This is a genomic window from Microbacterium limosum (genome assembly GCF_036324365.1).
GTDB lineage: Bacteria > Actinomycetota > Actinomycetes > Actinomycetales > Microbacteriaceae > Microbacterium > Microbacterium limosum.
Window position 1 is genome coordinate 267,761 of the sequence record NZ_CP137080.1, and the last position, 12,731, is coordinate 280,491.

Consider the following 12,731-nt stretch of genomic DNA (forward strand, 5'->3'; position numbering starts at 1 on the left):
TCCGGAGGAACGCAGGTCGCGGCGCACGCCTGCCGCGAAAAGACGGGCCGGCCCGGTGCGCGGGGCGGGATGTCTCCGGAGTGTTGTCGCGCGTGCGGCGGATACCATCGCCGAATGCCGACGATGAGCGCGGGAATCCTCCTGTACCGCTTCGCGGAGCCCGGTCGGTCTGACCTCCTCGAGGTCTTCATCGCGCACATGGGCGGCCCCTACTGGGAGCGGAAGAAGCAGGGCGCCTGGAGCATCCCCAAGGGCGAATACGACCCCGACGCCGAGCCTGCGCTGGATGCCGCGCGGCGCGAGTTCGCGGAGGAGCTCGGTGTCGACCCCCCGGCCACGGCGTACGCCGAGCTGGGGACGTTCGCGTACTCATCCGGCAAGCGTGTCGTCGTGTTCGTCGCCGACGGCTCCGGCTTCGACCCTGGAGGGCTCGCCTTCGGCGAGTTCGAGATGGAGTGGCCGCCGCGCTCCGGCCGCACCCGGTCCTTCCCCGAGGTCGACGACGCGCGCTGGGTCGATGCCCGGGAGGCGACGGACCTGCTCGTGAAGGGACAGCGGCCGGCGCTCGAGGCGCTCGAACGGCTGCTGGCCGCGGCCTCGACCCCCTGACGTCCGGGTCGCGCGGCTACCCTGGTAACCATGACCGACACCCCTCCCGTGCGCACGACGAGACCGCGTCAGGTGCGCCCTGCGACGGAGGGGTGGTCGCAGAAGAAGGATGCCGAAGGCCGGCCCCTGCTGCAGTTCGCCTCGCCCAAGCGCGGCAAGCCCCCCGTGCACCTGGCGGACATGACGCCCGCCGAGCGGGTGGCGAAGGTGACCGAGCTCGGGCTGCCCGGCTTCCGGGCCAAGCAGATCGCGGCGCACTACTTCTCGCGCTACACCTCGGACCCCGCCGCCATGACGGACCTGCCGGCCGCGGGCCGCGAGGAGCTCGTGGGGGGTCTGCTCCCGCCCCTGCTGACCGAGGTGCGCCGGCTGCAGACCGACGGCGGCGACACCATCAAGTTCCTGTGGAAGCTGCACGACGGCGCGCTCGTGGAGTCCGTGCTCATGCGCTACCCGGGCCGCATCACGCTGTGCGTGTCGAGCCAGGCCGGGTGCGGCATGAACTGCCCGTTCTGCGCGACGGGCCAGGCGGGGCTCACGCGCAACATGTCGGCGGCCGAGATCGTCGACCAGATCGTCCGCGCGAACGCCGTCATCGCCGCGGGGGAGCTGGGCGGGAAGAAGAGCACCGACCATTCGCTCGAGCGCGTGTCGAACATCGTCTTCATGGGCATGGGCGAGCCCCTCGCGAACTACGCGCGGGTCATGCAGGCCGTGCGGGTCATGGTCGCGAAGCAGCCCGAGGGGCTCGGCATGAGCGCCCGCGGCATCACCGTCTCGACGGTGGGTCTCGTGCCGGCGATCACGAAGCTTGCGAACGAGGACATTCCCGTCACGTTCGCGCTCTCGCTGCACGCCCCCGACGACACGCTTCGAGACGAGCTCATCCCGGTCAACTCGCGCTGGAAGGTTGACGAGGCGCTGGATGCCGCGCGCGGCTACTTCGAGCGCACGGGCCGCCGCGTCTCGATCGAGTACGCCCTCATCAAGGACATGAACGACCACGGCTGGCGCGCCGACCTGCTCGCGGAGAAGCTCAACGCGCGGGGCCGCGGCTGGGTGCACGTCAACCCGATCCCGCTGAACCCGACCCCCGGGTCGATCTGGACCGCGTCGGACCGCGACGTGCAGAACGAGTTCGTGCGCCGGCTCAACGCCGCCGGCATCCCGACCACCCTGCGCGACACGCGCGGCAAGGAGATCGACGGCGCGTGCGGTCAGCTGGTCGCGACGGCCGACGACGAGAGGGCCGCTGCGGGCGCCTGAGCCTCGGCATCCGCCTCCTGCTCCTCGCAGGCGACGCCGCACGCCTGGGCGTCGAGGTCGAGGATCTCGAGCAGGCGCAGCGCCGCCGGCTCCGCCGTCGTCGAGGCGATCGCGGAGACGATCCAGACGGGCGTCTCGTCGGGGGGCAGCGCCACGGTGACCAGGCCCGATGCCTGCGGCTTCGCGGCGACGTGCTGCGGCACGAGCGCGATCCCGAGGCCCCGGTGGATGAGGTCCAGCAGCGTGTGGATGTCGTCGACCGTGCAGGGGACGCGCCGGGGGATGCCGTGGGCGGCGAAGGCGGCGTCGGTGAGCGTGCGCACCCCCCACGATTCCCGGAAGTCGATGAAGTCGCGCTCGCGCAGCTGCGCCCACTCCACGCGCGCGGACCCGGCGAGCGGGTCGGACGGCGGGACGAGGAGCACGAGCTGGCGCCGCCCCAGCTCGGCGGGGCTCATCGACGCGAGGTGGTCGGTCGTCGCCACGAAGGCGACGTCGAGGTCTCCCCCGCGCACCTGCGCGGCGAGCTCGTGCGAGCCCGCCTGGACGAAATGGATGTCGACCAGCGGGTATCGCCGGTGGAAGCGCTCGAGCAGGGGAGGCACATCCACGACCCCGAGGCACTGCTCGGCGCCCACCCGCAGGCGCCCGGAGAGCTGCCGCGTCGCGCGCACGACGGCGTCGCGGCCCGCCGCCGCCTGCGTGAGCATCTCGCGCGCGAAGGGCAGCAGCGCGCGCCCGGCGTCCGTCGCGACGACGCGCCTGGTGGTGCGGGTGAACAGGCTCGTGCCGAACTCCTCCTCGAGGCTGCGGATCGCCGCCGACAGGCCGGACTGGGACACGCCGCACACGGCCGCGGCCCGGGTGAACTGCTGTTCCTCGGCGAGCGTCACGAGGTACTCCATCTGCCGCAGGTCCATTTATCACCTCTACTTCTGAATGGAAGAATACACAGTTGTTGGACTTCTAGGTTGAGCCCTCCTAGCGTGGAGACGCAACAGTCGACGACGTAAGGAAGTGCTGTGCAGCAGAGAAGAATCGCAGACGTCTCGGTCAGCGCCATCGGGCTCGGCGGAATGCCGATGTCGATCGAGGGCCGCCCCGACGAGGAGCGATCGATCGCCACCATCCACGCCGCGCTCGACGCGGGCGTGACGCTCATCGACACGGCGGACGCCTACCATCGCGACGCGAACGAGGTCGGCCACAACGAGGAGCTCATCGCCCGGGCGCTGCGCAGCTACGGCGGCGACACGTCGGACGTCCTCGTCGCCACCAAGGGCGGACACCTGCGACCGGGCGACGGGTCGTGGACCCTCAACGGCCGCCCCGAGTACATCGTCGAGGCCGCGAAGGCCTCGGCATCCCGCCTCGGGGTAGAGGCGATCGGGCTCTACCAGTTCCACCGCCCCGACCCGGAGGTGCCCTACGCCGAGTCGGTCGGCGCGCTGCGCGAGCTGCTCGATGCGGGCGTCATCCGCATGGCGGGCATCTCGAACGCCGACGTCGCCCAGATCGACGAGGCCCGCGAGGTGCTGGGCGGCCGGCTCGCCTCGGTGCAGAACCAGTTCTCGCCGGCGTTCCGCTCGAGTCTGCCCGAGCTGGAGCACTGCGCCTCGCTCGGCATCGCCTTCCTTCCCTGGTCGCCCCTGGGAGGCATCTCGCGCGCCAGCGCCGTGGGCGAGAACCACGATGCGTTCCAGCGCGTGGCGGACGAGCGCGGGGTCAGTCCCCAGCAGATCGCGCTCGCGTGGGAGCTCGCGCTCGCGCCGAACGTCATCCCGATCCCCGGTGCCTCGCGGCCCGCGAGCATCCAAGACTCCGTGCGGGCGGCCGAGCTCGAGCTGACGGCGGACGAGATCGCCGCGCTGTCGAGCGACACGGAAGCGTGATCGCTCGGCGCATCCCCTCCACCCGCCCGTAGGGCTACGAGCGGTTCCGCGCCGCGGGCCACCGCGTGCCCCGACCCGCGTCGACACAGACAGGACAGGAAGACACATGGTCAACTACCGCTACCTCGGCAACTCCGGATTCAAGGTCTCGGAGATCACCTACGGCAACTGGGTGACGCACGCCTCGCAGGTCGAGAACGAGGCCGCCATCGCCACGGTCCACGCGGCGCTCGATGCCGGGATCACGACGTTCGACACGGCCGACACGTACGCCAACACCGGCGCGGAGGTCGTGCTGGGCGAGGCGCTCAAGGGGCAGCGACGCGAGTCGCTGGAGATCTTCACGAAGGTCTACTTCCCGACCGGCCCGATGGGCCCGAACGACACCGGCCTCTCGCGCAAGCACATCATGGACTCGGTGAACGGGTCGCTCACCCGCCTCGGCACCGACTACATCGACCTTTACCAGGCGCACCGCTTCGACTACGAGACGCCGCTGGAGGAGACCTTCCAGGCCTTCGCCGACCTCGTGCGTCAGGGCAAGGTGCTCTACATCGGCGTCTCGGAGTGGACGGCCGAGCAGCTTCGCGAGGGTCACGCCCTGGCGAAGGACCTCGGCATCCAGCTGATCTCGAACCAGCCGCAGTACTCGATGCTCTGGCGTGCGATCGAGGGCAAGGTCGTTCCCGCGTCGGAGGAGCTCGGGATCTCGCAGATCGTCTGGTCGCCGATGGCGCAGGGCGTGCTCTCGGGCAAGTACCTGCCCGGTCAGCCGCTACCCGCCGGATCGCGCGCGACCGACGAGAAGAGCGGCGCCGATTTCATCAAGCGCCTGCTGCGCGACGAGGTGCTGACCGCGGTGCAGAAGCTGAAGCCGATCGCGCAGGAGGCGGGCCTCACGATGCCGCAGCTGGCGATCGCGTGGGTGCTGCAGAACCCGAACGTCGCGGCGGCCCTCGTCGGCGCGTCGCGGCCCGAGCAGCTGGCCGACACGGTGAAGGCGTCGGGCGTGACGCTCGATGCCGACACCCTCGCCGCGATCGACACCGCGCTCGCGGGCGTCGTGGAGGACGACCCCGAGGCGACGTACGAGACCTCCCCGAAGGCCCGTCTGGTCTGACACGAGACGGCTTCCCGCCCCCCACGCGCCCCCGCTCGCCATCCGTCCCGGACGGCGAGCGGGGGCGCGTGGCGTGTGTGACGCCGGCGCCGGCGCGCCCGCCTGACAGAATCGGCGCATGCCGCACTGGGTCATCGTCTCGCTCGCCGCGACCGCCTTCGCCGTCGTCTCGGCCTGGGCCGTGCGCCTGCTGCTGGATGTCGCGGTCGGGTGGCTGCGCGCACTCCTCGTCTCGCTCGTGGTCTTCCTCGTCGCCTGGCCCGTCGCGGAATGGTCGCTCACCGAGGCGGACGTCGTCTCGGACGGACGCGTCGTCGTCGACGACGGCATCGCGATCGCCTTCCTCGCCCTGACGGTCGGCTGGATCTTCGTCGTCGTCGTGGTCGTCATGCTCACGCTGGAGTTCCTCTCGCCCTCGCGGCGCATGCCGAACCCGCTGCGGGTCATCCGCGACGCGATCCGCCGTCGCGACCGGGCCAGGCGCTACGCGCAGATCCTGGCGATCGGGTCGCGGCACGGGCTCGGCTTCTACGAGAGCCGGCGCCGCGGCGGCGAGGACGAGCTGCCCCGCGCGCTCGTCTCGGCGATGAACGACGCCGGCGTCACGTTCGTCAAGCTGGGGCAGGTGCTCTCCTCCCGCGAGGACGTGCTCCCGCCCCGCCTCATCGAGGCGTTCTCGACTCTCCAGATGGACTCCACCCCGATCCCCTGGGACGAGGCGCGCGCCGCCATCCAGGCACAGCTGCACCGCCCGATCGAGGAGGTGTTCGAGCGGATCGACCCGGTGCCGCTGGCCGCGGCATCCGTCGCCCAGGTGCACACCGCTCGGCTCGCCGGCGGCGAAGAGGTCGTGGTCAAGATCCAGCGGCCCCGGGCGCGGGCGCAGGTCACGACCGACCTCGACATCCTCGAGCGCCTCGCCGCCGAGGCCGAGCGTCGCACCGACTGGGCGAAGGACTACGGCGCCCTGGCCCTCGCGAGCGAGTTCTCCCGGGCGCTGCGCGAGGAGCTCGACTACCGCATCGAGGCGGCCAACACCGACATGCTGCGGGCGGCGATCGCCGCGTCCGGCACGCACCTCCTCCGGGTCCCGACCGTGTACGGCGACTACTCGACGCCGCAGCTGCTGGTGCAGGAGCGGGTGGTCGGCACGCCGTTCAGCCGCCTCGGCGACGCGGCGCTCGCGCCCGAGGACGCGGCTCGCATCGCCGACGCGCTCCTGGACGCGATCGTCGACCAGATCGCCGTGCGCGGCGTCTTCCACGCCGACCTCCACCCCGGCAACCTCATCCTCGGCGAGGACGGCACGGTCACCCTGATCGACTTCGGCGCCGTCGGCGTGCTCGAGGCGAGCATGCGCCGGCTGCTGCTGCCGATGCTCATCGCGATGGCGAACGAGGACGACGTCGCGGTGACCGACGTGGCCCTGCTGATGTGCGGTCCGCCCGCAGACGGCGGGGACGTGGCCGCGCTGCAGCGCGACATCGGCGTCATCCTCACCCGCCTGCGCAGCGCCCGCGCCGACGAGAACGTCTTCCGGCTGCTGCTGGACGTGCTCCGGCGCAATCGGATGGCGCTGCCGCCGTCGTTGCTGCTGGTGTTCCGCACGCTCGCGTCCCTCGAGGGGACGCTGCGCAAGCTCGTCCCGGGCTACGACATGGTCTCGCGGGCCCTGGAGGTCGCCCCGCGCGTCGCGCTGTCGCTCCTCTCGCCGCGCAGCGCCGCGCTCACGGCCCAGACCTGGTCGGCCCTCATGCTCGAGCAGGCGAGGCGGATGCCGCGTCGCGTCGAGTCGGTCACCCGGTCGATCGAGGACGGCACGTTCTCGGTGCGCCTGCGCGCGTTCGAGGGAGGCGAGGAGCGCGCATGGGTCGATTCGATCGTGGGGCGGGTGTCGTCCACGATCGTGGGCGTGACGCTCGTGATCTCCGGCATCCTGCTCACGGTCGACGACGGCGGACCCCGCCTCACGGGCGACGTGCCCGCGTTCGGGTTCCTGGGCAGCGTCATGGGCCTCGGTGGGTTGCTGCTGCTGCTGCGGGCGCTGCGCGGGGCGCTGCGTCGGCGCTGACGCGGTCAGCCGCCCGCGGCGAGCTCGCGCCGGCGGTCCGGGCGGACAACATTCCGGAAGGATGCGCCCGGTTCCCGTGCTCGGCGGCCCACGGCCGCCCCCGGCATGCGTCTCGCCGGAATGTTGTCCGCGAAGCTGGCCGGATCGGTGCGGTGTCAGCCGCCCGCGGCGAGCTCGCGCCGGCGCATGAGGGCGAGGGATGCCGCAGCCCCCGCGGCGGCGGCGGGCAGCATCCACCACAGGCCGTTGGGGTCGACGTCGTCGTGCCCCGGGACGGGCGTCGCGGCGAACGGAGAGATCGCGACGACCTCGGTCGGCAGCCCGAAGATCGTCCCGAACAGGGCGAGCGCCGCGGCCGCGACGACGATCCCCCAGCCGACGAGGATCGTCGCGCGGGGCAGGATGACGAACACCAGCGCGGCGGCGACGACGAAGACGCTCGCCGCCACCGCCTGCCCCGTCCCCGTGACGAGGGCGTCGGAGGCCAGGCTCGAAGAGCCCCCCGTGATCGCGAGCGCGAGGCATGCGCCGCCGACCGCGGCCGCGCAGACGAGGAGGATGCCTGCACCCGCGACGGAGCGGAAGGCGCGGAGCCAGGCGGCCCGCGCCACGGGGGTCGCGAGGGTCGCCTCCGCGGTGCCGTGCACCTCCTCCTGTCGTGCGCGCACGATCGTCTGCACGCCGAAGCACGCCGCGAGAACCCCGACATGACGAAGAAGGTGACGAGCACCCCCTGGTCGATCGACCCCTCGGCGGCGAGTCGCTCGAGGATCGCGGCGATCTGCGGTTGTCGGCGCCCACCTGCGCCACGAGGCTGCCGAGTGTCGCGGACAGCGCGCCCACCACCGCCGCGCCGACCGCCCAGGCGAGGATGGAGCCCGCGCTCAGCCGCCAGACGAGCCCCGGCATCGACGACAGCACGCGACCCGCATGGGCGCGACCCGCGCGCTCGGCCAGTGCGCCCTCGCCGACGTCGCGCCGCGCCTGCACGAGCGCCGCGGCACCGACGAGGCCCTTCTTGCGGGGGTCGAGTGCGAACTCGTCGATCAGGCGGGTCCTCTCCGCCGCGTAGGCGGGGTCGTTGCGGGGCACGCCGCGCAGCCGCGCGAGGAGGTCGATCGCCTCGCCCCCGCTGAGGTTCGGCCAGAGGCTCACGTCGCCCGGCACGTACGCGATCCGGCGGTGCAGCGAGACCGCCGCGCGCCACGGGTCGGCTCCGAAGACGGATGCCGTGCCGCCGGATGCCCGTGCGAGGCCGAGGAGGATGCGGATCGTCGTCGACTTGCCCGCGCCGTTGGGCCCGAGGAAGCCGTGGATGTCGCCGGCGGAGACGTCGAGGTCGAGCCCGTCGAGGGCCCGCGTGCGCCCGTAGCGCTTCTCCAGCCTGCGGGTGAGGATGACAGGTGGCATGGACGGCACGCTACGCCCGCCGCCCGGCGCAGGGAAGAGCGCTGCTCCTGTATGCGCAATGCGGATTCGAGGCGGGCTCGCCGGACCTGTGGTTGACTTATGTATACATAGACCGATTCGGAGAGGGATGCCGTGCGTCAGAGCGAGCGTGCGTACGCGACCCTGCTCGAGGAGATCCAGAGCGGCGCCCTCCCCGCCGGGGCGGTGCTCGGCGAGGTGGAGCAGTCCGCGCGGCTCGGGGTGAGCCGCACGCCGCTGCGCACGGCCCTGGGGCGGCTCGTCGCCGACGGGCTGGTGGTGCAGCAGTCGCCGCGCGTGACGGTCGTCGCCGACATCGACGCCGCCGACATCCGCGCCCTGTTCGAGCTGCGCCGCGCCCTCGAGGAGAGCGCCGCCCGGATCGCCGCGGTGCGCGGGGACGCGGCGGCGTTCGCCGCCCTCGAGCGGGAGTTCGCCGATGCCGGCCGAGCGCTGCACGGAGATCCCGGGCGGGATGCGTACTACGGCGTGATCGCGCGTTTCGACGCGGCCGTGGACGCCGCCGTCGGCAACGACTACATGACCCAGGCGCTGCGCACCGTGCGGACCCATCTCGTGCGGGTGCGACGGCTCGCCCGGGACAAACCCGACCGGCTCGCGGCATCCGTCGGCGAGCATCGGCTCATCGCCCGCGCGCTCGCCGACCGCGACGCCGACCTGGCGGCCCACGCCACGCACGTGCACCTGCACAACGCGCTCGACAGCATCCTCGATTCGCTTCCGGAAGGCACCCCATGACGATCACCCACCACCTCCGCGTGCACCGCAGCGACGAGAACCTCGCGCGGGAAGGACAGCTGGCGTGGCGCATCGCCGAGGTCGCGACCGACCCGGTCGATGTCGACGCCGACGTCGTCGACATGATCATCAACCGCGTCATCGACAACGCGGCGGTCGCGGCGGCCTCGCTCACGCGCGCACCGGTGTCCGCCGCCAGGTCGCAGGCACTGGATCACCCCGTCTCGATCGGGGGGCGCGGGGCGAGCGTGTTCGGAGTCGATCCCGGCCGGCGCACCTCGCCCGAGTGGGCGGCGTGGGCGAACGGGGTCGCCGTGCGCGAGCTCGACTACCACGACACCTTCCTCGCCGCCGACTACTCGCACCCTGGCGACAACATCCCCCCGATCCTCGCGGTCGCGCAGCATGTCGGCGCCGACGGCCGGGCGCTCGTGCGGGCGCTTGCCACCGGCTACGAGATCCAGATCGACCTGGTGCGCGCCATCTGCCTGCACAAGCACAAGATCGACCACGTCGCACACCTCGGCCCGTCCGCCGCGGCCGGGATCGGAACCCTGCTGGGCCTTCCGGCCGAGACGGTCTACCAGGCCGTCGGGCAGGCCCTGCACACCACCACCGCGACGCGGCAGTCGCGCAAGGGCGAGATCTCGTCGTGGAAGGCGCACGCGCCCGCCTTCGCGGGCAAGATGGCGGTCGAGGCCGTCGATCGGGCGATGCGCGGCGAGACGTCGCCCTCGCCCATCTACGAGGGCGAGGACGGCGTGATCGCCTGGATGCTGGACGGACCCGGCGCCGCCTACGAGGTGCCCCTGCCGGGGCCCGGCGAGACCAAGCGCGCGATCCTCGACTCCTACACGAAGGAGCACTCCGCCGAGTATCAGGCGCAGGCGTGGATCGATCTGGCCCGGAGGCTGCACGCCTCGGCGCCCGCGGCGATCGACCCCGAGAACGTCGCGTCGATCGTGCTGCACACCTCGCACCACACCCACTACGTGATCGGCTCGGGCGCGAACGACCCGCAGAAGTACGACCCGGCGGCATCCCGCGAGACGCTCGACCACTCGATCCCGTACATCTTCGCCGTCGCGCTGCAGGACGGCGGGTGGCATCACGTCGACTCCTACACCCCCGAGCGGGCGGGCCGCCCCGACACCGTCGCGCTCTGGCACAAGATCACGACGGCGGAGGACGGGGAATGGACCCGCCGCTACCACTCGAGCGACCCCGCGGAGAAGGCGTTCGGCGGACGGGTGGTCATCACCCTGACCGACGGCTCGGTCATCGAGGACGAGATCGCGGTGGCGGACGCCCACCCGCTCGGCGCCCGTCCGTTCGCGAGGCCCGACTACATCGCCAAGTTCCGCCTCCTCGCGGAGCCCGTGCTGGAGCCGCGGGAGATCGAGCGATTCCTCGCCCTCGCGGAGCGGCTTCCGGAGCTGTCGGCGGAGGAGCTCGCCCGCCTGACGATCACGGCCAGACCCGGGGTCCTGGCGGGGGCGCCGGCGCCGAAGGGGCTGTTCTGATGCTGTACGCGCAGACCCCGGCATCCGAGAAGCGACGCCTCTTCCGGGAGCGCCTCGCATCGGGCGAGCTCCTTCGCCTGCCCGGCGCGTTCAATCCGCTCTCCGCGCGGCTGATCGAGCGGAAGGGATTCGAGGGGGTCTACGTCTCGGGCGCCGTGCTGTCGGCCGATCTCGGGTTGCCCGACATCGGTCTCACGACGCTGACGGAGGTCGCCGCGCGCGGCCAGCAGATCGCCGCGATGACCGAGCTGCCCGCCCTCATCGACGCCGACACGGGGTTCGGCGAGCCGATGAACGTCGCGCGCACCGTGCAGGCGATCGAGGACGCGGGCCTCGCCGGCCTCCACATCGAGGACCAGGTCAACCCCAAGCGCTGCGGCCACCTTGACGGGAAGGCGGTCGTCGACGAGGCGACGGCACTGAAGCGGGTGCGCGCGGCCGTCGAGGCCCGGCGCGACCCGAACTTGCTCGTCATGGCGCGCACGGACGTCCGCTCCGTCGACGGCCTCGACGCCGCGATCGACCGCGCCCGCGCGCTCGTGGATGCCGGGGCCGACGCGATCTTCCCCGAGGCGATGCGCTCGCTCGAGGAGTTCGCCGCGATGCGCGCCGCGATCGACGTGCCGATGCTGGCGAACATGACCGAGTTCGGCAAGAGCGAGCTCTTCGGCGTCGAGCAGCTTCGGGATGTCGGGGTGAACATCGTCATCTGGCCGGTATCGCTGCTGCGACTGGCGATGGGAGCGGCCGAGCGGGGCCTCGACGAGCTGTTGGCCGAGGGCCGTCTCTCGGGCAGGCTGGGGGAGATGCAGCACCGCGCCGACCTGTACGACCTCATCGACTACGCCGGCTACGGCCGGTTCGATCAGAACGTCTTCGACTTCGACATCCCCGGGCGCTGAGCTTCCGAGGGACCGATTGCCCAGCGAGGGAGCAGGCATGACCGACACGACAGAGATCAGAAAGGGCCTCGCGGGGGTCGTCGTCGACACGACGGCGATCAGTAAGGTCAATCCCGAGACGAACAGCCTGCTCTACCGCGGGTACCCCGTGCAGCAGCTCGCGGCGACGCAGCCGTTCGAGGCGGTCGCGTACCTGCTGTGGCACGGCGAGCTTCCCTCGCCCGAGCAGCTGCGGGCCTTCCGCGCCGAGGAGCGGGCGCACCGTGCGCTCGATCCCGCCGTGAAGGCCGCCATCGACCTGACCCCCGTGTCGGCGCACCCGATGGACGTCGTCCGCACGGCGGTGTCGGTGCTCGGCGCGCGGGATGCCGAGGCATCCGATTCCTCGCCCGAGGCGGATCTGCGCAAGAGCGTGCGCCTCTTCGCGGCGCTGCCCGCCGCGATCGCCTACGACCAGCGGCGTCGGTGGGGAAGGGATCCGATCGAGCCGCGGGAGGACCTCGACTACTCCCGCAACTTCCTGTGGATGACCTTCGGCGAGGAGCCCCACGAGGTCGTCGCCAGGGCTTTCGACGTGTCGATGATCCTGTACGCCGAGCACTCCTTCAACGCCTCGACCTTCACGGCGCGCGTCATCACATCGACGATGGCCGACCTGCACTCCGCGGTCGTCGGTGCGATCGGTGCGCTCAAGGGGCCGCTGCACGGCGGCGCCAACGAGGCCGTCATGCATGTCTTCGACGAGATCGGCGAAGCCGCCGCGGTCGAGGCGTGGCTGGACGAGGCGCTGGCGACCAAGCGCAAGATCATGGGCTTCGGGCACCGCGTCTACAAGAGCGGCGACTCGCGCGTGCCCACGATGAAGGCGGCGCTCGACACGCTCGTGGAGCACTACGGCGCGCAAGAGCTCGCCGCGCTCTACGACGCGCTCGAGGCGCACTTCGTCGCGCGCAAGGGCATCCACCCGAACCTGGACTACCCCTCCGGGCCCGCCTACCGCCTCATGGGGTTCGACACGGAGCTGTTCACGCCGCTGTTCGTCGCGGCGCGGGTGACGGGGTGGACCGCGCACATCATGGAGCAGGCGGCGTCCAACGCCCTCATCCGGCCGCTCTCGGAATACGTCGGACCCGACGAGCGCCAGGTCCCCGGCGCGTAGCC

The 12,731-nt window shown here is 71.9% G+C and carries 11 protein-coding genes and 1 pseudogene; 9 read left to right on the forward strand and 3 right to left on the reverse strand.

The features are described from left to right. Nucleotides 1–114: 114 nt before the first annotated feature. Both RYJ27_RS01325 and rlmN read left to right on the forward strand, forming a co-directional pair. Complete coding sequence (locus RYJ27_RS01325; RefSeq protein ID WP_330171005.1) at nt 115–609, forward strand: NUDIX hydrolase; 495 nt, start codon at nt 115–117, stop codon at nt 607–609. A 30-nt stretch (nt 610–639) separates the two neighbouring features. Beyond that, nucleotides 640–1,875 carry a dual-specificity RNA methyltransferase RlmN gene (rlmN, locus tag RYJ27_RS01330; RefSeq protein WP_330171006.1) on the forward strand — a complete coding sequence of 412 codons (1,236 nt, stop codon included), beginning with the start codon at nt 640–642 and terminating at the stop codon, nt 1,873–1,875. Here the strand turns inward: rlmN and RYJ27_RS01335 are convergent. After that, entirely contained in the window at nt 1,827–2,795 is a 969-nt protein-coding gene (locus tag RYJ27_RS01335) for a LysR family transcriptional regulator (RefSeq protein WP_330171007.1), read from the reverse strand. The two genes, rlmN and RYJ27_RS01335, sit on opposite strands and share 49 nt — an antisense overlap. Before the next feature lie 102 nt (nt 2,796–2,897). On the opposite strand from RYJ27_RS01335, the gene RYJ27_RS01340 reads away from it, so the two are divergent. From RYJ27_RS01340 to RYJ27_RS01350, 3 genes are all read left to right on the forward strand, one after another. Next, nucleotides 2,898–3,767: an aldo/keto reductase gene (locus RYJ27_RS01340; RefSeq protein ID WP_330171008.1), complete on the forward strand. Its 870-nt coding sequence runs from the start codon at nt 2,898–2,900 to the stop codon at nt 3,765–3,767. 106 nt (nt 3,768–3,873) lie between these two features. Further along, on the forward strand, nt 3,874–4,887 hold the full coding sequence (locus RYJ27_RS01345) for an aldo/keto reductase family protein (protein ID WP_330171009.1): 1,014 nt from the start codon (nt 3,874–3,876) through the stop codon (nt 4,885–4,887). A 118-nt stretch (nt 4,888–5,005) separates the two neighbouring features. Next, nucleotides 5,006–6,958: an ABC1 kinase family protein gene (locus RYJ27_RS01350; RefSeq protein ID WP_330171010.1), complete on the forward strand. Its 1,953-nt coding sequence runs from the start codon at nt 5,006–5,008 to the stop codon at nt 6,956–6,958. A gap of 155 nt (nt 6,959–7,113) precedes the next feature. Here RYJ27_RS01350 and RYJ27_RS01355 read toward each other — a convergent pair whose 3' ends face one another. After that, nucleotides 7,114–7,626: a hypothetical protein gene (locus tag RYJ27_RS01355; RefSeq protein WP_330171011.1), complete on the reverse strand. Its 513-nt coding sequence runs from the start codon at nt 7,624–7,626 to the stop codon at nt 7,114–7,116. Nucleotides 7,627–7,969: 343 nt separating this feature from the next. Then, nucleotides 7,970–8,368, reverse strand: a pseudogene (locus RYJ27_RS01360) (ATP-binding cassette domain-containing protein); the annotation flags it as partial. A 132-nt stretch (nt 8,369–8,500) separates the two neighbouring features. Between RYJ27_RS01360 and RYJ27_RS01365 the strand changes: the two are divergent. Genes RYJ27_RS01365 through RYJ27_RS01380 form a run of 4 tightly spaced genes read left to right on the forward strand, consistent with a single transcriptional unit; the run spans nt 8,501 to nt 12,729 of the window. Beyond that, on the forward strand, nt 8,501–9,145 hold the full coding sequence (locus tag RYJ27_RS01365; RefSeq protein ID WP_330171012.1) for a GntR family transcriptional regulator: 645 nt from the start codon (nt 8,501–8,503) through the stop codon (nt 9,143–9,145). Continuing rightward, nucleotides 9,142–10,668, forward strand: a complete 1,527-nt coding sequence (locus RYJ27_RS01370; RefSeq protein WP_330171013.1) for an MmgE/PrpD family protein — start codon at nt 9,142–9,144, stop codon at nt 10,666–10,668. The genes RYJ27_RS01365 and RYJ27_RS01370 overlap by 4 nt, the downstream gene beginning before the upstream one ends. Continuing rightward, nucleotides 10,668–11,570 carry a methylisocitrate lyase gene (gene prpB, locus RYJ27_RS01375; RefSeq protein ID WP_330171014.1) on the forward strand — a complete coding sequence of 301 codons (903 nt, stop codon included), beginning with the start codon at nt 10,668–10,670 and terminating at the stop codon, nt 11,568–11,570. Before RYJ27_RS01370 ends, prpB begins: the two co-directional genes overlap by 1 nt. A gap of 37 nt (nt 11,571–11,607) precedes the next feature. Continuing rightward, nucleotides 11,608–12,729 carry a bifunctional 2-methylcitrate synthase/citrate synthase gene (locus RYJ27_RS01380; protein ID WP_330171015.1) on the forward strand — a complete coding sequence of 374 codons (1,122 nt, stop codon included), beginning with the start codon at nt 11,608–11,610 and terminating at the stop codon, nt 12,727–12,729. Nucleotides 12,730–12,731: the final 2 nt, after the last annotated feature.

What these genes read in the sequence shown, in the direction of transcription:
- RYJ27_RS01325 (WP_330171005.1), top strand. Translation starts at nt 115, where the DNA reads ATGCCGACGATGAGCGCGGGAATCCTCCTGTACCGCTTCGCGGAGCCC.
- rlmN (WP_330171006.1), top strand. Translation starts at nt 640, where the DNA reads ATGACCGACACCCCTCCCGTGCGCACGACGAGACCGCGTCAGGTGCGC.
- RYJ27_RS01335 (WP_330171007.1), bottom strand. Translation starts at nt 2,795, where the DNA reads ATGGACCTGCGGCAGATGGAGTACCTCGTGACGCTCGCCGAGGAACAG.
- RYJ27_RS01345 (WP_330171009.1), top strand. Translation starts at nt 3,874, where the DNA reads ATGGTCAACTACCGCTACCTCGGCAACTCCGGATTCAAGGTCTCGGAG.
- RYJ27_RS01350 (WP_330171010.1), top strand. Translation starts at nt 5,006, where the DNA reads ATGCCGCACTGGGTCATCGTCTCGCTCGCCGCGACCGCCTTCGCCGTC.
- RYJ27_RS01370 (WP_330171013.1), top strand. Translation starts at nt 9,142, where the DNA reads ATGACGATCACCCACCACCTCCGCGTGCACCGCAGCGACGAGAACCTC.
- prpB (WP_330171014.1), top strand. Translation starts at nt 10,668, where the DNA reads ATGCTGTACGCGCAGACCCCGGCATCCGAGAAGCGACGCCTCTTCCGG.
- RYJ27_RS01380 (WP_330171015.1), top strand. Translation starts at nt 11,608, where the DNA reads ATGACCGACACGACAGAGATCAGAAAGGGCCTCGCGGGGGTCGTCGTC.